Origin of the sequence: Pseudomonas vanderleydeniana (genome assembly GCF_014268755.2) — a bacterium.
Taxonomy (GTDB): Bacteria; Pseudomonadota; Gammaproteobacteria; order Pseudomonadales; family Pseudomonadaceae; genus Aquipseudomonas; species Aquipseudomonas vanderleydeniana.
The window spans coordinates 809,352-827,623 of sequence record NZ_CP077093.1; the positions used below are offsets into that span (position 1 = coordinate 809,352).

An 18,272-nucleotide genomic window follows, 5' to 3' on the forward strand; every position below is an offset into this window, starting at 1 on the left:
GGACGCAAAGGGGAGGATTGTAGCGCAAGCTTCAGGCGCTGCGGTTGGTAAAGGCGTGCAGCGCCTTCTCGATGCATTGCACGGTCTTGCCGAAGGCCTGCACGGTGATTTCCGAAAACGGTACGCCTTCCTGGTCGCCCAGGATCACCATCACCACGCGGCCGTTGTTGCTCAGTGAGCGCAGCAGCAGGTGCTCGCCAGGCAGAAACTGGGCCCGCAGGCTGTTGGGCAGCAGGGCGAGGAACTGCGGAGCGTTTTCCGGCGACAGGCGAAGCTGCGTCGGCTGGCTCATCAGGCGCTGCAGGAGCGTGCTCTGGGCCACCTGGAGGGTCAGGTGGCTCGATTCCGCAGGCAGGCCGGCGGTCTGGTGGACTCGCAGGGCGCTGCGGCTACGGTCGGTCATCAGGATCATCACCCGGCGCAGGCCACAGGCCGCCAGGGCATCGCGGGCCACGGTGGTCAGGTGCATGGCATTGGTGAAACGGCTGGGGGTGGCCAGCAACTGGGCGCAGTGCTTGCGCCAGGCGCCCATCGCCTCGGCGGTCGGGGCGGCGGCGGGCTGCTGGTCGGCGTGAGTGCGGCGCGCATGCCAGGGCCAGATCAGGGCTTCGGCGGGGTGCCACAGGTCCTGCATCGAATGCTGGTTGGCGCTCTGGGCCGCCTGCTGGTGGATCTGCTGCTGCAACTCGCTCATCGGTTGCTGCAGGTACAGGCTCGACAGGTACTGCCAGCGCAGGCAGTGCGGACTGTCCCAGGCCTGCTGTGCCGCCACGGCCAGGCCGTTGGCCAGCAGCACGGTGTTGGCGGGCTGGTTCAGCCAGCGCTGCAGCTCCGGGTCGGCATCCAGTTGCTGTTGCTGATGCAGCGGGTTTTCGCTGTCGCGGGCAATGCGCAATGCCCGGACCAGGGTTTTGCTTTCATTCAGCAACAATTGATAGCCCTGGGTCACCCACATCGGCAGGCGCCAGAACTCCGCCATGGCCAGGCACAGTTCCAGCAGGCGAACACCGAACAGCTCCCGTTCGACCTTGGCGGCAGGCTCGTGCTTGTGCAGGACGCGCAGCTCCCAGGCTTCGAGCAGCTTGGGATGGGTCAGCGCCAGTGGCCACAGCGGTGCGAGGAACAGCAGGCTGCCCCAGTGGATGTCCTGCCAGAGCCGGGCCAGGCGTGCGGCGAACAGGCCGTTGGCCTGCTGGCTGGCGTGCTGGCTGATCAGTTGCAACTGCCGCAGGGCGATCGGGATGTCTTCCGGCAGCCGCGCGGGCAGGCGTTCGAGCAGTTCCCCGGTGCGCTTGAGGCCGAGACGATTGATGGCGACCTCGAGGTTCTCGGCCGGCTCCGTCATGCTGCCCTGGGTGTGGTGGTTGGCTTCGCAGATCACGCTCAGCGCCAGGGCTGGGCTATCCTGCATGAGCTCGGCGATATCGCGTAGCGAGCTGCGGCTGTCGGCAATGGCCCGGCAGACGCGGTCATGACTGTCCTGCGGGACAGGCAGGCGTACGCCCTGCAGCAGCTTGGTCCAGCCTTGCAGGGTTTTCGGTCTTGCACTGGACACAGCCGTTTCATTCGTCATGATTGAACGCGATCATCATCGTAGGTGCGCCCGGGTGGGCCTGGTGGCGCCGCGCAGGCCCTGCTGCCGAGGCCATGCACTGCCGGTTTTCTGGCTTTTCGCCTGAACTGGCTATAGTCTGGCGCAGTTTCGCCGATAAGTAGAAGAAGAGATTTACTAACTTCCGAATATGACCTTGAACCCGACTCAACAAGTACTCTCATTCTATGGCTAAAATCATCGGCATCATTGTCGTATTCGCGAGCGTGCTCGGCGGGTACGTGCTCTCCCACGGCAAGATCGCCGCGCTCATCCAGCCTTTCGAGGTGATGATCATCGGCGGTGCGGCGTTGGGTGCTTTCCTGCAGTCCAACCCGGGCTACATGACCATGCACGTGGTCAAGAAAGCCCTGAGCATGTTCGGTTCGCGCTTCAGCCACGCTTTCTACATGGAAGTGCTGGGGCTGATCTACGAGATCCTCAACAAGAGCCGCCGCGAGGGCATGATGGCGATCGAGGGCGACATCGAGGATGCCGCCGCCAGCCCGATTTTCGCCAAGTACCCGGCGGTCCTGAAGGATGAGCGCATGACCGCGTTCATCTGCGATTACCTGCGCATCATGTCCTCCGGCAACATGGCTCCCCATGAGCTGGAAGGCCTGTTCGACATGGAGCTGCTGAGCATGAAGGAAGAGCTCGAGCATCCCTCCCATGCCGTGACCGGTATTGCCGACGGCATGCCCGGTTTCGGTATCGTCGCGGCGGTACTGGGTATCGTGGTAACCATGGCGTCTTTGGGCGACGGCGACCAGAAGTCCATCGGTCTGCACGTGGGTGCGGCACTGGTCGGTACCTTCTTCGGTATTCTCGCGGCCTACGGTTTCTTCGGTCCACTGGCGCAGTGCCTGGCCCATGATGCCAAGGAAGAGGTGAACGTCTACGAGGCGATCAAGGCTTCCCTGGTCGCCTCGGCCTCCGGCATGCCACCGTCGCTGGCCGTGGAGTTCGGGCGCAAGGTGCTCTATCCGAAGCACCGGCCGAGCTTCGCCGAGCTGGAACAAGCGGTTCGCGGTCGCTGAGTCATGGAGAATAATCAGCCGATCATCATCAAGCGCGTCAAGCGCTTTGGCGGCGGGCACCACGGCGGTGCCTGGAAAATCGCCTTTGCCGACTTCGCAACGGCGATGATGGCGTTCTTCCTGGTGTTGTGGCTGATGTCCACCGCGACCCCGGAACAGAAGATCGCCATCGCCGGCTACTTCAAGGATCCGATCGGTTTCTCCGAGAGCGGCACGCCCTACATTATCGACCTGGGTGGTTCACCGACGCTGGCACCGGACAAGACGCTCAATCCGGAAGTGAAGTCCCAGCCACAGCCGGACAAGGTCACGGTCGACACCGACCAGGTCGAAGGCATGGCCGAGCAGGTCGAGAAGGAGCGCCTGGAGCTGCTGCTGCAGGAGTTGCAGAACAAGGTCGATGAAAGTCCGCAGTTGCAGAAGTTCAAGGACCAGATCCTGTTCGAGATCACCCCGGACGGCCTGCGCATCCAGATCATGGACGCGGAGAACCGGCCGATGTTCGACTCCGGCAGTGCGCGCCTGAAGCCTTACTTCGAGGACATCCTGCTGGCGATGGCCGACACCATCAAGGCGGTGCCGAACAAGGTCAGCATCAGCGGCCATACCGATGCCAAGCCATACTCGGGCACCGGCGACTTCGGCAACTGGGAGCTGTCGGCCAACCGCGCCAACGCCGCACGCCGGGCCCTGGTGGCTGGTAGCTATCCGGACTCGCAAGTGGCGCGGGTGGTCGGTTATGCCTCCTCGGCACTGTTCGACAAGGCCGATCCGTTCAACCCGGTCAACCGCCGTATCGACATCGTCGTGCTGACCAAGAAGGCCCAGAAAGCCATCGAGGGTGAGCAGGGTGCGGATGAAGCCAAGCCGGATGGCGCGGCCCCAGGTGCGCCGGGGGCCTCGAATGCGGCTCCGGCCGACCCGAATGCGTTGCCGGCGGACAAGCAGCCACTGCCGGCCCATGAGGTTCGGCAGCGCTTGAACATCTTCGAGGATGGCGTGTTGAAGATGGACGAGACCGGCAAGCCCAAGACCGGCTCCTGAGCCAGACGAAAAGGCCGCGATGATCGCGGCCTTTTCGTGTTCGTCAGTTGTTCAGTAGGTATCTTGCGGCAGGCTGGCGATGATCGAGCGGTAGCTGTTCATCCGCTGCTGCTGGATGCGCCCGTCTTCCAGGGCCTTGAGCAGGGCGCAGCCGGGCTCGCGGTCGTGCTTGCAGTCGCGGAAGCGGCAGGTGCCGATCAGGTCATTGAATTCGATGAAGCCGGCCTCGACGTCGGCGCGGCTGACATGGCCCAGGCCGAATTCGCGAATCCCCGGCGAGTCGATCAGTTCACCACCGCCCGGGAAGTGGAACAGGCGCGCGGTGGTGGTGGTGTGGGTGCCCTGGCCGGACAGCTCGGAGAGCGGACCCACACGAGTTTCCACCTCGGGCAGCAGGCTGTTGACCAGCGACGACTTGCCAACCCCGGATTGGCCGACGAACACACTGATGCGCCCGTCCAGCTGCTGTTGAAGCTGCTCCATGCCATTGCCGTGATGAGCCGAGACCTCCAGCAGCGGGTAACCCAGTTGCCGATAGACCGCCAGCAGGGCATTGAGGGCCGGTGCGTTGTGCTCGTCGATCAGGTCGAACTTGTTCAACAGCAGCAGCGGACGGATACCGGCGTGTTCGGCGGCCACCAGGTAGCGGTCGATCAGGTTGGCATGGGGCTCGGGCAGCGGCGCGAAGACGATCACGATCATGTCGACGTTGGCGGCCACCGGCTTGAGCTGGCCGCGGCTGTCCGGGCGCTTGAGCTCGGTGGTGCGCGGCAGTTGCGCGACGATCACGCCGATGCCCTGGTTGCCAGGGCGCCAGACCACCTGGTCGCCGGTCACCAGGGCGGGCAGGTTGGCCCGCAGGTGGCAGCGGAATACCTGGCCCTTGAGTTCCCCCTCCAGGGCCTCGACCTCGACCTGCACGCCGAAGTGCGCAATCACCAGGCCGGTCTGTTCGGGTCCCAGGTCACCGCCCTCCAGTGCTTCCACGGCCTGTGACTCGCGTTTGGCGGCGCGTGCGGCGCGTTCGCCCTGGATCTTTTCGATGCGCCAGTTTTGGCGGCGGTTGAGCTGGCGTTTGGCCATGGGTGTTCCGTGTGGTCGAATCGTCGGGGAGGGTCAAGCGGTCGCGAGTTTAGCACGCCCGGCAGCCACAGCCTGCGCTAAACTGTGCGGCTATGCCGAGGAGTCAAGCTATGCAAAATCCACAGAACCTGATCTGGATCGACCTGGAGATGACCGGTCTCGACCCGGACACCGATGTCATCATCGAAATGGCCACCATCGTCACCGACAGCGATCTCAACACCCTGGCCGAAGGCCCGGTGATCGCCATCCACCAGAGCGACGAGATTCTTGCCGGCATGGATGAGTGGAACACTCGCCAGCACGGCGGTTCGGGCCTGACCCAGCGCGTGCGTGAGAGCCGCATCAGCATGGCCGAGGCCGAGGCGCAGACCATTGCCTTCCTGGAGCAGTGGGTGCCGAAGGGCAAGTCGCCGATCTGTGGCAACAGCATCTGCCAGGATCGCCGCTTCCTGGCCCGGCACATGAAATCCCTGGAACGCTATTTCCACTACCGCAACCTGGATGTCTCGACCCTGAAGGAACTGGCGGCACGCTGGGCACCGCAAGTGCGTGACAGCTTCCAGAAGGGCAGTACCCACCTGGCACTGGACGACATCCGCGAGTCGATCGCCGAGCTGCAGCACTACCGCAAGCACTTCATCAAGTTCTGAGCGGTCGCGGGAGGCTCCTGCGGTGATCAGTGGGCCCCGGAGTGACTGGCCCGGCGGTTGCGCTCTTTTGGTGCGCCGGGCAAATGAGTAGACTGCGCGGCTTCTCCTGCCCGGATCGCCATCATGCTGCTGATGCTCTACCTCGTCGCCATTACCGCTGAAGCCATGACCGGGGCGCTGTCGGCCGGACGACGCGGCATGGACTGGTTCGGCGTGGTGCTGATCGCCTGCGTCACCGCTCTGGGCGGTGGCTCGGTGCGCGACGTGTTGCTGGGGCATTACCCGCTGACCTGGGTCAAGCACCCGGAATACCTGGTGCTGACGTCGGTCGCGGCCCTGGTGACGGTGTTCATCGCCCCGCTGATGCGCCACCTGCGTTCGCTGTTCCTGGTGCTCGATGCGCTGGGCCTGGTGGCCTTCACCCTGATCGGCTGCATGACGGCCCTGGAAATGGGACAGGGCCTGATGGTGGCCTCGGTCAGCGGGGTGATTACCGGCGTATTCGGTGGCGTGTTGCGGGATATCTTCTGCAATGACATCCCCCTGGTATTCCGCCGTGAACTCTATGCCAGCGTCTCCTTCGCCGCCGCCTGGTGCTTCCTGGGTTGCACCTACTGGCAGTTACCCAGCGAGCAGGCGATTCTGATCACGCTGTTCGGCGGGTTCCTGCTGCGCCTCCTGGCGATCCGCTTTCACTGGGAAATGCCCAAGTTCATCTACAACGACGCCCACTGAAGGCACTAGCCTGGTTGCCCGGCTCGCTCGGCATGCTGGTTCAGGGCCCATTGCACATGCTCCCGGACCAGTTCCGAGGGATAGTCCCGCCGGCTGTTGAGGGCTTCGAGCACGTTGATGGTTGATGGCGCATTGCCCAGGCCAACGGCCAGGTTGCGCAGCCAGCGTTCGTAGCCGGCCCGGCGCAGTGGCGAGCCCTCGGTGTTCTTCAGGAAGGTTTCCTCGTCCCAGCGGAACAGCTCTGCCAGCCCGGCGTTATCCAGGCTGTGCCGGGGTTGGAAGTCACTCTCGGTGCTGGGGCGGGCGAAGCGGTTCCACGGGCAGACGACCTGGCAGTCGTCGCAACCGAATACCCGGTTGCCGATCAGCGGGCGCAGTTCTTCCGGAATGGCCGTCTTCAGCTCGATGGTCAGGTAGGAAATGCAGCGCCGGGCATCCAGCACGTAGGGGCCGACGAAGGCTGCCGTCGGGCAGATGTCCATGCACGCCGAACAGCGCCCGCAGTGCTCGGTGGCATGGGGTTCGTCCACCGGCAGTGGCAGGTCGACGAACAGTTCGCCGAGAAAGAAGTAGCTGCCGGCCTTGCGATTGAGCACCAGCGTGTTCTTGCCGATCCAGCCCAGCCCGGCCTGCTCGGCGATGGCCTTTTCCAGCACCGGGGCGCTGTCGACGAAGGCGCGGTAGCCGAAGGGGCCGATGACCTGCTGGATACGCTCGGCCAGCTGCTGCAGGCGTTTGCGGATCAGCTTGTGATAATCCCGTCCCAGGGCGTAGCGCGAGACGTAGGCTTTTTCCGGCTCGGCCAGGCGCTGGACCATTTGCGTGTCGCCCGGCAGGTAGTCCATGCGCAGCGAGACGACCCGCAGCGTGCCCGGCACCAGTTCGTCCGGGTGCGAGCGCTTGCTGCCGTGGGCGCCCATGTAGTCCATGTCGCCGTGATAGCCGGCATCGAGCCAGCGCTGCAGGTGCTGTTCGTGTTCGCCCAGCTCCAGGCCTGCGATGCCCACCTGCTGGAAGCCCAGTTCACGAGCCCATTGCTTGATGGATTGGGCGAGGGCGGGGAGGTCGACGCTATTTACAGGCATGAGACAGGAGAAACCTAGGCTTTGGTGCGTATAATTCTGCCAGACATCAGAGCCGAACGACGCATGCCGCAGACCAAACCGCCTTTTCCCGATATTCAGTCGCTGACTGCCGCCACCTTGCCGCGTCTTCCCGCGCGCCAGCCGGATGCTCACAAGGGGCAGTTCGGGCATGCGTTGCTGATCGGCGGTGACCGGCGCTTGGGTGGCGCGATCCTGCTCGGCGCCGAAATGGCCCTGCGTAGCGGTGCGGGCCTGGTGTCCCTGGCTACGCGTCCGGAGCACGTGGGCGCAGCGCTCGCACGACTGCCCGAAGTGATGGCGCTGGGCGTCGAGTCGGCGAACCAGTTGATGAGCGTACTCCAGCAGGCCACGGTGCTGGTGGTCGGCCCGGGGCTTGGTCAGTCGGCCTGGAGCCGCAGCCTGTTGTCGCTGGCGGCGAATGCCGCGGTGGCGCAGGTCTGGGACGCCGATGCATTGAACCTGCTCGCCATGGGCGAAGCGCGACTGCCGGCCGATAGCGTCATCACGCCGCATCCGGGAGAGGCTGCGCGCCTGCTCGGACTGTCGACCGACCAGGTGCAGGCCGACCGGGTCGGTGCAGCACGTGCGCTGGCAGCGAAATACCAGGCGGTCTGTGTGCTCAAGGGGGCCGGCAGCCTGGTGGTCGCACCCGATGGGCGGGTGTCGATCTGTGAACGCGGCCATCCGGCGATGGCGACGGCCGGGCTGGGTGACGTGCTCGCGGGGCTGGTCGGGGCACTGCGTGCCCAGGGCATGGGCGGCTTCGAGGCGACTTGCCTGGCCGTCTGGCTGCATGCCAGTGCCGGCGAGTTGCAAGGTAAGAAGGGCCGTGGGCTGGCGGCCAGTGATCTGATTCCAGCCATTCGCCAGTTGTTGGAGGAACAATCGCCGTGTCTGAATTAACCCTTCAATTGCCTGATGAAGAGAGCATGGTGGCATTCGGCCGGAACATCGCCGAAGTCACCGCCGGTGTCGGGGTGATCTTCCTCGAAGGCGACCTGGGGGCCGGCAAGACCACGCTGTCGCGGGGCATCATTCGCGGGCTGGGGCACGCCGGAGCAGTCAAGAGCCCGACGTTTACGCTCGTCGAACCGTACGAATTCGCTGATGTGCGTGCCTACCATTTCGACCTTTACCGTTTGGTCGATCCGGAAGAGCTCGAATTCCTGGGGATTCGCGACTACTTCGAAGGCGATGCACTGTGTCTGATCGAGTGGCCGGACAAGGGTGCAGGCTTTTTGCCAAAGCCTGACCTGACCATTACCATTAGCCCGCATGGCGGCGGTCGTTCGCTGTATCTGTTGTCCCAGGGCGCGCGAGGCGATGCCTGGTGTGCCGCATTGGCGTTGGAGTTCAAATAGAGGATGGGGTTTGGTATGCGCCTTCGCGCGTTGCTTGCAGTCGCAGGATTGTTGCTTGCGGCACTGGCCGTTGACGCCGTGGCGGCGACACAGGTCAAGAGTGTTCGACTGTGGCGAGCCCCGGATAACACCCGACTGGTATTCGACCTGTCCGGTACGGTCCAGCACAGCGTTTTCACGCTGACGGCCCCCGATCGCCTGGTGATCGACATCAATGGTGCGACCCTGGCCGGCCCGTTGAACGTGCCGACCGCGAATACACCGATTACCGCCGTGCGTGCCGCGCAACGCACGCCGACCGATCTGCGGGTGGTGGTCGACCTGAAGAAGGCGGTCACCCCCAAGAGCTTCACCCTGGCGCCGAATGCGCAGTACGGCAACCGGCTGGTGGTGGACCTGTTCGACAACCCGGCCGATGCGGCGCCGACACCGACGCCGGCCTCCAATCCAGCGCCGAGCGTGGCGACCTTGCCGGCCGTGCCGGTCACGCCTGCCGAACCTGCGATCAAGCTGCCACCGGCTCCTGCCGGCAAGCGTGACATCATCGTGGTGATCGATGCCGGTCACGGCGGTGAGGACCCGGGTGCGTCCGGTTCCCGTGGCCAGCACGAGAAGGACGTGGTGCTGTCGATCGCCCGCGAGCTGCAACGCCAGGTCAACGGCCAGAAAGGCTACCGCGCCGAGCTGACCCGCACTGGCGACTACTTCATTCCATTGCGTGGGCGGACCGAGATTGCCCGCAAGAAAGGCGCCGACCTGTTCGTGTCGATCCACGCCGATGCCGCGCCTTCGGCGGCGGCGTTCGGGGCATCGGTGTTTGCCCTGTCCGACCGCGGCGCGACGTCTGAAACCGCGCGCTGGTTGGCTGACAGTGAGAACCGGTCCGACCTGATCGGCGGTGCCGGTAACGTCAGCCTCGATGACAAGGACAAGATGCTCGCTGGCGTGCTGCTCGACCTGTCGATGACGGCTTCGATGACCTCGAGCCTGAACGTTGGGCAGAAGGTTCTGAGCAACATCGGCCGGGTCACGCCACTGCACAAGCAACGCGTCGAACAGGCGGGCTTCATGGTGCTCAAGTCGCCGGACATCCCGTCGATCCTGGTGGAAACCGGCTTCATCTCCAACTCCAACGAAGCTTCCAAGCTGGCCTCCACCAGCCACCAGCAGGCATTGGCGCGTTCGATCAGCAGCGGTATCCGCCAGTTCTTCCAGCAGAACCCGCCGCCGGGCACCTATATCGCCTGGTTGCGCGACTCCGGCAAAATCGCCCAGGGCCCGCGTGATCATCGCGTCGCGCCGGGCGAGACGCTGGCGATGATCGCCGTGCGCTACCAGGTCTCGGTGGCAACCCTGCGCAGTGTCAACAACCTCAGCAGTGATGAGCTCAAGGTTGGCCAGACCCTGACCATTCCCGGCACCGAACTGGCGGCCAAGCAATGAGCGAGTCGGCCTTGAAGGAACGCGCGCGTATTGAACTGCTCAGCCCGCGCCTGGCGAACCAGATTGCCGCGGGCGAGGTGGTCGAGCGCCCGGCTTCGGTGATCAAGGAGTTGCTGGAGAACAGTCTCGACTCCGGAGCCCGGCGAATTGACGTGGATGTCGAGCAGGCTGGGGTCAAGTTGCTGCGCGTGCGTGACGACGGCAGTGGTATTTCCGCCGATGAGCTGCCGCTGGCGCTGGCGCGTCACGCCACCAGCAAGATCCGCAACCTGGAAGACCTCGAACAGGTGATGAGCCTGGGGTTCCGTGGCGAGGCCCTGGCGTCGATCAGTTCCGTGGCGCGGTTGACGCTGACCTCGCGCACCCGTGACGCCGACCAGGCCTGGCAGGTGGAGACCGAAGGCCGGGAAATGGAGGCGCGGGTCCAGCCGGCGGCGCATCCGGTCGGTACTTCGGTGGAAGTGCGCGACCTGTTCTTCAATACTCCGGCCCGGCGCAAGTTCCTCAAGGCCGAGAAGACCGAATTCGACCATCTGCAGGAAGTGATCAAGCGCCTGGCGCTGGCCCGTTTCGATGTGGCCTTCCATCTGCGTCATAACGGCAAGGGCATCCTCGCCCTGCACGAGGCCCATGATGATGCGGCCCGTGCCCGACGCGTCGCGGCGGTCTGCGGGTCGGGTTTCCTCGAGCAGGCGCTGCCGATCGAAGTCGAGCGCAACGGTCTGCACCTGTGGGGTTGGGTCGGCCTGCCGACGTTCTCCCGCAGCCAGGCCGACCTGCAATATTTCTACGTCAACGGCCGGGCGGTGCGCGACAAGCTGGTGGCCCACGCGGTGCGCCAGGCCTATCGCGACGTGCTGTTCAATGGTCGACACCCGACGTTCGTGCTGTTTCTCGAGGTCGACCCGGCGGCGGTCGACGTCAACGTGCACCCGACCAAGCACGAAGTGCGTTTCCGTGACGGGCGCATGGTCCACGACTTCCTCTATGGGACCCTGCATCGCGCCCTGGGTGACGTGCGGCCGGAAGACCAGTTGGCTGCGCCGGCGGCGGTAGCCGGTATCGTCCGGCCTACGGGCCTCGAGGCTGGCGAGTTCGGCCCGCAAGGGGAGATGCGCCTGTCGGCGAATCTGCTCGAGCAGCCCCTGTCCCAACCGTTTTCGCCCTCGGTGCCCTCTGCCGGCTCGGGTGCGGGAGCCGGTTACCAATATCAGTACCGTCCGCAATCGACACCGATGCCGCCGGCGGCGGAGACGCAAAGCGTCTATCGCGAATTCTACGCGCCATTGCCGCAGGCCTCTGCACCGGCCCTGCCCGAAGACCAGGGCGATGTGCCGCCGCTGGGCTATGCGCTGGCGCAGCTCAAGGGGATCTACATCCTGGCGGAAAACGCCCAGGGTCTGGTGCTGGTGGACATGCATGCCGCCCATGAGCGGATCATGTACGAACGGCTCAAGATCGCCATGGCCAGTGAGGGCCTGAGTGGCCAGCCGCTGCTGGTGCCGGAATCCCTGGCGGTCAGCCAGCGCGAGGCCGATTGTGCCGAGGAGCACGCGGCCTGGTTCCAGCGCCTGGGCTTCGAGCTGCAGCGCCTGGGCCCGGAAAGCCTGGCTATCCGGCAGATCCCGGCCCTGCTCAAGCAGGCCGAGGCCAATCGCCTGGTGCAGGATGTGCTGGCGGACCTGATGGAGTACGGCACCAGCGACCGGATCCAGGCGCACCTGAACGAACTGCTCGGGACCATGGCCTGCCACGGTGCCGTGCGCGCCAACCGCCGGCTGGCCCTGGCGGAAATGAACGGCCTGTTGCGGGACATGGAAAACACCGAGCGCAGCGGCCAATGCAACCATGGTCGTCCGACCTGGACCCAACTGGGTCTCGATGACCTGGACAAACTTTTCCTGCGCGGACGTTGATGACAGCTTCGAATTCCCTCCCGCCGGCGATCTTCCTGATGGGCCCAACGGCGGCCGGCAAGACCGACCTGGCCATCGAATTGACCAAGGTACTGCCCTGCGAGCTGATCAGTGTCGATTCCGCCCTGGTTTACCGGGACATGGACATCGGCACCGCCAAGCCTTCGAAGGCGCTGCTGGCGCAGTTTCCGCACCGGCTGATCGACATTCTCGACCCGGCGCAGAGCTATTCGGCCGCCGAATTCCGCCACGATGCCCTGGCGGCGATGGCAGAGATCACCGCACGGGGCAAAATCCCCCTGCTGGTCGGTGGTACAATGCTCTACTACAAGGCTTTGCTTGAAGGCCTGGCGGACATGCCGGCGGCCGACCCGCAGGTGCGTGCCGAGATCGAGGAAGAGGCGGCGCGCCTTGGCTGGCAGGCCCTGCACGACCAGTTGGCAGGCATCGATCCGGAGTCGGCGGCACGTATTCACCCCAACGACCCGCAACGACTGAGCCGGGCGCTGGAGGTTTATCGGGTCAGCGGCTTGAGCATGACGGCCCATCGGCAGCGACAATCTGCGCAAAGTACTGACGCAGCCGCTTCGGGACGCCCGCAATTACCCTATACTGTTGCCAACCTGGCTATCGCTCCGGCAAATCGCCAGGTACTGCACGACCGGATTGCACAAAGATTCACACAAATGTTGGAACAGGGATTCGTTGACGAGGTCGTAGCCCTGCGTAAGAGAAGTGACCTGCATGTCGGGTTGCCGTCTATACGTGCTGTAGGCTACAGACAAGTCTGGGATTACCTGGAGGGCAAGCTGACGTCGGACGAAATGCGCGAGCGCGGTATCATCGCCACTCGCCAATTGGCCAAACGTCAGTTTACCTGGTTGCGCAGCTGGGCCGACCTGCACTGGCTGGACAGCCTGGATTGCGACAATCTGCCACGCGCCTTGAAATACCTCGGGACCATCTCCATATTGAGCTGAGTCCCTGTAAATGCCGTCTATCCTTGGGGGGTGACGGCACAAGTCACTGTTTGCTCATTTTTTATTATTGATCCTTAAAGGAGTGCGGCACATGTCAAAAGGGCATTCGCTACAAGACCCTTACTTGAATACCTTGCGTAAAGAGAAAGTCGGGGTTTCCATCTATCTGGTCAACGGGATCAAACTGCAGGGCACGATCGAATCCTTCGACCAGTTCGTGATTCTGCTGAAAAACACCGTAAGCCAGATGGTCTACAAGCACGCTATCTCGACAGTGGTGCCGGTTCGTGCAATCCGCCTGCCTAGCGCAAGTGAATCCGAACAGGGTGACGCTGAGCCAGGTAACGCCTGATAGGAGTCTCCTTTGTTCTTTGAGCGCCACGGTGGTGGTGAACGAACCATTCTCGTTCACTTGGAAGGTCAGGACCCTGAGGCGCGCGAAGATCCGCAGGAGTTTCAGGAGTTGGCATCATCGGCTGGCGCCGAGACCGTCGCGCTGTTCAGCGTGCCGCGTCATCGGCCAACCGCCAAATATCTGATTGGCACTGGCAAGGTCGAGGAGCTTCGCGACCTGGTCAAGGCCGAGCAGATCGACATCGTGATTTTCAATCACATCCTCACGCCCAGCCAGGAACGTAACCTCGAACGTGCTTTCGAGTGTCGCGTGCTGGATCGCACGGGCCTGATTCTCGATATTTTCGCCCAGCGCGCACGTACCCATGAAGGCAAGCTCCAGGTCGAACTGGCCCAGCTTGAGCACATGAGCACGCGCCTGGTTCGTGGCTGGACCCACCTCGAGCGGCAAAAGGGTGGTATCGGCCTGCGGGGTCCGGGTGAAACCCAGCTGGAAACCGACCGGCGCCTGTTGCGGGTTCGCCTGCGGCAGATCAAGGGCCGCCTGGAGAAGGTGCGCAGCCAGCGCGAGCAGTCCCGTCGCGGACGCAAGCGTGCCGACATTCCGACCGTATCGCTGGTTGGCTATACCAACGCCGGCAAATCCACACTGTTCAACGCGGTCACCGAATCCGAGGTGTATGCCGCCGACCAATTGTTCGCCACCCTCGACCCGACCCTGCGTCGTCTCGACCTGGATGACCTCGGGCCGATCGTGCTGGCCGATACCGTGGGCTTCATCCGGCACTTGCCGCACAACCTGGTCGAGGCATTTCGGGCTACGCTCGAGGAGTCGAGCAACTCCGACCTGCTGTTGCACGTCATCGATGCGGCCGAGCCGGACCGGATGCTGCAGATCGAGCAGGTGATGGTGGTGCTGGGCGAGATCGGAGCCCAGGACTTGCCGATCCTCGAGGTGTATAACAAACTCGATCTGCTCGAGGGCGTCGAGCCGCAGATCCAGCGTGGCGAGGATGGCAAGCCGCAGCGGGTCTGGCTTTCGGCGCGCGAAGGGGTGGGGCTGGAGCTGCTCGAACAGGCGATCGCCGAGTTGCTGGGCAACGATTTGTTCGTCGGCACCTTGCGCTTGCCACAGCGTTTTGCTCGACTGCGTGCACAGTTCTTCGAGTTGGGGGCGGTCCAGAAGGAAGAGCATGACGAAGAAGGCGCCTGTCTGCTGTCGATTCGTCTGCCCATGGCCGAGTTCAACCGGGTGGTCTCGCGCGAAGGCATGAAACCGCCAGAGTTCATCGAACAACACACTTTGCAATAAAAGCCTGACAAAGCGGTTGTGCTGCTGTCGCAGGCATTCTGTAGCATTGGTCGGCGCGCCGTGGGTGCGTCTTTGCTTTATCAGATGGAGAGCGCTATGGCTTGGAATGAGCCGGGTGGCAACTCGAACAATCAGGATCCCTGGGGTGGCAAGCGTCGTAACAACGGCGATCGCAAGGGGCCCCCGGATCTCGACGAGGCCTTCCGCAAGCTGCAGGAAAGCCTGAATGGGTTGTTCGGTGGCGGAAAGAAACGCAGTGACGACGGTGGTGGATCGGGTGGCAACGGCGGCGGTTTCGGCCTGCTGGGCATCGGTCTCGTCGTGCTGGCGGCTGTCTGGCTGTACAGCGCCGTGTATGTCGTGGACGAGCAGGAGCAGGCCGTGGTGCTGCGCTTCGGCAAGTACTACGAGACGGTTGGCCCGGGCCTGAACATCTATTTCCCGCCGATCGACAAGAAGTACATGGAGAACGTCACGCGTGAGCGTGCCTATACCAAGCAGGGGCAGATGCTCACCGAGGACGAGAACATCGTCGAGGTGCCGCTGACCGTGCAGTACAAGATCACCAACCTGCAGGACTTCGTGCTGAACGTCGACCAGCCGGAAATCAGCTTGCAGCAGGCGACCGACAGTGCCTTGCGCCATGTGGTGGGTTCCACCGCGATGGACCAGGTGCTGACCGAAGGTCGCGAGCAGATGGCCAGCGAGATCAAGGAGCGCCTGCAGCGTTTCCTCGATACCTATCGCACCGGTATCACCGTGACCCAGGTCAACGTGCAGAGCGCCGCGGCGCCACGTGAAGTCCAGGAAGCCTTCGATGACGTGATCCGTGCCCGTGAAGACGAGCAGCGTTCGCGCAACCAGGCCGAAGGCTACGCCAATGGCGTGGTGCCGGAAGCCCGTGGTCAGGCCCAGCGCATCATCGAGGATGCCAACGGCTATCGCGACGAGGTGATTTCCCGGGCCAAGGGTGAGGCCGACCGCTTCACCAAGCTGGTCGCCGAATACCGCAAGGCACCTGAAGTCACTCGTCAGCGCCTGTATCTGGACACCATGCAGGAAGTCTTCAGCAATACCAGCAAGGTGCTCGTGACCGGCAACAAGAACGGCCAGAACAATCTGCTCTACCTGCCGTTGGACAAGATGATCCAGAACAGCCCGGCCAGCAGCTCGCCGGTAACCGGTTCGGCCGCTGCCAGCAGCAACACGGACGTGGTGCCGCATATCACTGACCTGCCGCAAACGCGCACAAGGGAGAGCCGCTGATGAGCAATAAATCGCTGATCGCCCTGATTGTTGGCGTGATTGTGGTACTGGCGGGCTGGAACTGCTTCTACATCGTGCTGCAGACCGAACGTGCCGTACTGCTGCAGTTCGGTCGCGTGGTGCAGACGGATGTACAGCCCGGCCTTCACGTGAAGGTTCCCTACGTCAACCAGGTGCGCAAGTTCGACGCCCGCCTGATGACGCTGGATGCTCCGACCCAGCGTTTCCTGACGCTGGAGAAGAAAGCCGTGATGGTCGATGCCTACGCCAAGTGGCGGGTCAAGGATGCCGAGCGCTTCTATACCGCGACTTCCGGTCTCAAGCAGATCGCCGACGAGCGCCTGTCCCGCCGCCTGGAGTCCGGGCTGCGTGACCAGTTCGGTAAGCGCACGCTGCATGAGGTGGTCTCCGGCGAGCGGGATGCGCTGATGGCGGATATCACCGGTTCGCTGAACAAGATGGCCGAGAAGGAGCTGGGTATCGAGGTGATCGATGTCCGGGTCAAGGCGATCGACCTGCCGAAGGAAGTGAACCGCAGCGTGTTCGAGCGCATGAGCACCGAGCGTGAGCGTGAGGCGCGCGAGCATCGTGCCAAGGGTAACGAGCTGGCCGAAGGTATCCGTGCCGATGCCGATCGTCAGCGTCGCGTGCTGCTGGCCGAGGCCTATCGTCAGTCCGAGGAAACTCGCGGTGACGGTGATGCCCAGGCCGCTGCCATCTATTCCAAGGCCTACGGCCAGGACCAGGAGTTCTATGCGTTCTACCGCAGCCTGCGCGCCTACCGTGAGAGTTTTGCGAACAAGAGCGACGTGATGGTGCTGGACCCGAGCAGCGACTTTTTCCACTATCTGGAAAAAGCCAAGCCCTGATCCACCGCGCATCTACACACCCGCCGGGCGGCTAAAACGCCTGGCGGGGTGATCCTTTCGGAAAACGGGTGTATGATGCGGCAGCCGGGAAATTCCCGGCTTTTTTGCGTCTGCATGTTTGATTAGCGGCAGATGCTTGGAATACGGGTTGATCGACCCGACAGGTTTTTCGAGGAAAGTGGTAGACGAAGCCGGTTTCGGCTGTTTCGTCGCGCCTTGCTTGCGCGTGCGTTAACCATTTTCTGCTTCACTCAAGGCTCGCCTGTGGGCTGGCCGCCCGGATCATAGGGGAAAGGCGTAATGGCAACGGTAGACCGCTGGCTCTTGCCAGATGGCATCGAAGAAGTACTGCCACCTGAAGCGGCGCGCATCGAAGTGGCGCGTCGCCAGGTGTTGGATCTGTTCCAGGGCTGGGGCTATGAGTTCGTTGTCACCCCGCATATCGAGTACCTGGAGTCCCTGCTGACCGGTGCCGGCCAGGACCTGGACCTGCGTACCTTCAAGGTCGTCGACCCGCAATCGGGGCGGCAGATGGGCTTCCGTGCCGACATCACCCCGCAGGTGGCGCGCATCGACGCCCATACCCTGCGTCGCGCCGGCCCGAGCCGCCTGTGCTACGCCGGCAGCGTGCTGCACGCGCAGCCACGGGCGCTGTCGACTTCGCGCAGCCCGATCCAGCTGGGCGCCGAGCTGTACGGCGATGCCAGCCCGAGCAGTGACGTCGAGGTCATCAGCCTGATGCTGGCGATGCTGCAACTGGCCGACGTGCCGGACGTGCACATGGACCTTGGCCATGTCGGTATCTACCGTGGCCTGGCCCGTGCGGCTGGGCTGTCCGGCGAGGTCGAGCAGCAGTTGTTCGATGCCCTGCAGCGCAAGGCCATCGACGAGGTGATCGATCTCACCGACGGCTTGCAGCCTGACCTCGCGGCGATGTTGCGTTCGCTGGTCGACCTGTGCGGCGGCCGCGAAGTGCTGGCCGCGGCGCGCGTGCGCCTGGCGGGTGCTCCAGCGCCGGTTACCGCGGCCCTGGATGACCTGCTGGCGATCGCCGAGCGGCTGTCCGTGCGCTTCCCGGACCTGCCACTGTATTTTGATCTGGGCGAGCTGCGGGGCTACCACTACCACACCGGCGTGGTGTTCGCGGTGTTCGTTCCGGGTGTTGGCCAGGCCATCGCCCAGGGCGGTCGTTACGACGACATCGGCGCGGACTTCGGTCGCGCTCGTCCGGCGACCGGCTTCTCCACCGATTTGAAAACCCTGGTGACCCTGGGGCGTGCTGAGGTCGAGCTACCGTCTGGCGGTATCTGGATGCCTGACAGCGCGGATGCGGCTCTCTGGCAGAAGGTCTGCCAGTTGCGCGGTGAGGGGCAGCGTGTCGTCCAGGCGTTGCCTGGGCAACCTTTGGCCGCCGCCCGCGAAGCGGACTGCGACCGGCAATTGATACTGCAGAATGGGCTTTGGCAAGTATTGCCGCTGGTTTCCTGAGTTTTCCCGCCGGCGGCTGCCGGCACCAAGT

General features: G+C 63.7%; 17 protein-coding genes. 14 read left to right on the forward strand and 3 right to left on the reverse strand.

The genetic code is table 11. The annotated features are described in order from the left end of the window. Positions 1–31 precede the first annotated feature (31 nt). Positions 32–1,573 (reverse strand): HDOD domain-containing protein, encoded by a 1,542-nt coding sequence (locus HU752_RS03560; protein ID WP_186683352.1) that lies wholly within the window; start codon positions 1,571–1,573, stop codon positions 32–34. Between the two features lie 206 nt (positions 1,574–1,779). Between HU752_RS03560 and motA the strand changes: the two genes are divergently transcribed. Both motA and motB read left to right on the forward strand, forming a co-directional pair. Further along, a complete protein-coding gene (motA, locus tag HU752_RS03565) occupies positions 1,780–2,631 on the forward strand; it encodes a flagellar motor stator protein MotA (RefSeq protein WP_186683354.1) in 852 nt (283 codons plus the stop codon). Positions 2,632–2,634: 3 nt separating this feature from the next. Next, positions 2,635–3,675, forward strand: coding sequence for a flagellar motor protein MotB (motB, locus tag HU752_RS03570; protein WP_186683356.1), 1,041 nt, complete (start codon positions 2,635–2,637; stop codon positions 3,673–3,675). Positions 3,676–3,726: 51 nt separating this feature from the next. Here the strand turns inward: motB and rsgA are convergent, their stop codons facing one another. Then, complete coding sequence (rsgA, locus tag HU752_RS03575) at positions 3,727–4,758, reverse strand: small ribosomal subunit biogenesis GTPase RsgA (protein ID WP_186683358.1); 1,032 nt, start codon at positions 4,756–4,758, stop codon at positions 3,727–3,729. 110 nt (positions 4,759–4,868) lie between these two features. Here rsgA and orn point away from each other — a divergent pair, with 110 nt between their 5' ends. Next, complete coding sequence (gene orn, locus HU752_RS03580) at positions 4,869–5,411, forward strand: oligoribonuclease (protein ID WP_186683360.1); 543 nt, start codon at positions 4,869–4,871, stop codon at positions 5,409–5,411. 120 nt (positions 5,412–5,531) lie between these two features. Next, positions 5,532–6,146 carry a trimeric intracellular cation channel family protein gene (locus HU752_RS03585; RefSeq protein ID WP_186683423.1) on the forward strand — a complete coding sequence of 205 codons (615 nt, stop codon included), beginning with the start codon at positions 5,532–5,534 and terminating at the stop codon, positions 6,144–6,146. A 5-nt stretch (positions 6,147–6,151) separates the two neighbouring features. Here HU752_RS03585 and queG read toward each other — a convergent pair whose 3' ends face one another. Next, entirely contained in the window at positions 6,152–7,231 is a 1,080-nt protein-coding gene (gene queG, locus HU752_RS03590) for a tRNA epoxyqueuosine(34) reductase QueG (protein WP_186683362.1), read from the reverse strand. 63 nt (positions 7,232–7,294) lie between these two features. Between queG and HU752_RS03595 the strand changes: the two genes are divergently transcribed. From HU752_RS03595 to HU752_RS03640, 10 genes are all read left to right on the forward strand, one after another. After that, complete coding sequence (locus tag HU752_RS03595) at positions 7,295–8,155, forward strand: NAD(P)H-hydrate dehydratase (RefSeq protein WP_186683364.1); 861 nt, start codon at positions 7,295–7,297, stop codon at positions 8,153–8,155. Continuing rightward, complete coding sequence (gene tsaE / locus HU752_RS03600) at positions 8,143–8,613, forward strand: tRNA (adenosine(37)-N6)-threonylcarbamoyltransferase complex ATPase subunit type 1 TsaE (RefSeq protein ID WP_186683366.1); 471 nt, start codon at positions 8,143–8,145, stop codon at positions 8,611–8,613. Before HU752_RS03595 ends, tsaE begins: the two co-directional genes overlap by 13 nt. A gap of 3 nt (positions 8,614–8,616) precedes the next feature. Further along, positions 8,617–10,056 (forward strand): N-acetylmuramoyl-L-alanine amidase, encoded by a 1,440-nt coding sequence (locus tag HU752_RS03605; RefSeq protein WP_202894688.1) that lies wholly within the window; start codon positions 8,617–8,619, stop codon positions 10,054–10,056. A gap of 11 nt (positions 10,057–10,067) precedes the next feature. Then, positions 10,068–11,972 carry a DNA mismatch repair endonuclease MutL gene (gene mutL, locus HU752_RS03610; protein WP_186683424.1) on the forward strand — a complete coding sequence of 635 codons (1,905 nt, stop codon included), beginning with the start codon at positions 10,068–10,070 and terminating at the stop codon, positions 11,970–11,972. After that, positions 11,972–12,952: a tRNA (adenosine(37)-N6)-dimethylallyltransferase MiaA gene (miaA, locus tag HU752_RS03615; protein WP_186683370.1), complete on the forward strand. Its 981-nt coding sequence runs from the start codon at positions 11,972–11,974 to the stop codon at positions 12,950–12,952. Before mutL ends, miaA begins: the two co-directional genes overlap by 1 nt. Before the next feature lie 91 nt (positions 12,953–13,043). Next, positions 13,044–13,304, forward strand: coding sequence for an RNA chaperone Hfq (gene hfq / locus HU752_RS03620; protein WP_186683371.1), 261 nt, complete (start codon positions 13,044–13,046; stop codon positions 13,302–13,304). A 12-nt stretch (positions 13,305–13,316) separates the two neighbouring features. After that, positions 13,317–14,618: a ribosome rescue GTPase HflX gene (gene hflX / locus HU752_RS03625; RefSeq protein WP_186683374.1), complete on the forward strand. Its 1,302-nt coding sequence runs from the start codon at positions 13,317–13,319 to the stop codon at positions 14,616–14,618. A gap of 96 nt (positions 14,619–14,714) precedes the next feature. Continuing rightward, entirely contained in the window at positions 14,715–15,884 is a 1,170-nt protein-coding gene (hflK, locus tag HU752_RS03630; RefSeq protein WP_186683376.1) for an FtsH protease activity modulator HflK, read from the forward strand. Next, on the forward strand, positions 15,884–16,753 hold the full coding sequence (hflC, locus tag HU752_RS03635) for a protease modulator HflC (RefSeq protein WP_186683378.1): 870 nt from the start codon (positions 15,884–15,886) through the stop codon (positions 16,751–16,753). Before hflK ends, hflC begins: the two co-directional genes overlap by 1 nt. A gap of 300 nt (positions 16,754–17,053) precedes the next feature. Further along, on the forward strand, positions 17,054–18,241 hold the full coding sequence (locus tag HU752_RS03640; protein WP_186683379.1) for an ATP phosphoribosyltransferase regulatory subunit: 1,188 nt from the start codon (positions 17,054–17,056) through the stop codon (positions 18,239–18,241). Positions 18,242–18,272: the final 31 nt, after the last annotated feature.

What these genes read in the sequence shown, in the direction of transcription:
- motA (WP_186683354.1), top strand. Translation starts at nt 1,780, where the DNA reads ATGGCTAAAATCATCGGCATCATTGTCGTATTCGCGAGCGTGCTCGGC.
- HU752_RS03605 (WP_202894688.1), top strand. Translation starts at nt 8,617, where the DNA reads ATGGGGTTTGGTATGCGCCTTCGCGCGTTGCTTGCAGTCGCAGGATTG.
- motB (WP_186683356.1), top strand. Translation starts at nt 2,635, where the DNA reads ATGGAGAATAATCAGCCGATCATCATCAAGCGCGTCAAGCGCTTTGGC.
- HU752_RS03560 (WP_186683352.1), bottom strand. Translation starts at nt 1,573, where the DNA reads ATGACGAATGAAACGGCTGTGTCCAGTGCAAGACCGAAAACCCTGCAA.
- hfq (WP_186683371.1), top strand. Translation starts at nt 13,044, where the DNA reads ATGTCAAAAGGGCATTCGCTACAAGACCCTTACTTGAATACCTTGCGT.
- miaA (WP_186683370.1), top strand. Translation starts at nt 11,972, where the DNA reads ATGACAGCTTCGAATTCCCTCCCGCCGGCGATCTTCCTGATGGGCCCA.
- HU752_RS03640 (WP_186683379.1), top strand. Translation starts at nt 17,054, where the DNA reads ATGGCAACGGTAGACCGCTGGCTCTTGCCAGATGGCATCGAAGAAGTA.
- orn (WP_186683360.1), top strand. Translation starts at nt 4,869, where the DNA reads ATGCAAAATCCACAGAACCTGATCTGGATCGACCTGGAGATGACCGGT.
- rsgA (WP_186683358.1), bottom strand. Translation starts at nt 4,758, where the DNA reads ATGGCCAAACGCCAGCTCAACCGCCGCCAAAACTGGCGCATCGAAAAG.
- queG (WP_186683362.1), bottom strand. Translation starts at nt 7,231, where the DNA reads ATGCCTGTAAATAGCGTCGACCTCCCCGCCCTCGCCCAATCCATCAAG.
- hflC (WP_186683378.1), top strand. Translation starts at nt 15,884, where the DNA reads ATGAGCAATAAATCGCTGATCGCCCTGATTGTTGGCGTGATTGTGGTA.
- HU752_RS03595 (WP_186683364.1), top strand. Translation starts at nt 7,295, where the DNA reads ATGCCGCAGACCAAACCGCCTTTTCCCGATATTCAGTCGCTGACTGCC.
- hflK (WP_186683376.1), top strand. Translation starts at nt 14,715, where the DNA reads ATGGCTTGGAATGAGCCGGGTGGCAACTCGAACAATCAGGATCCCTGG.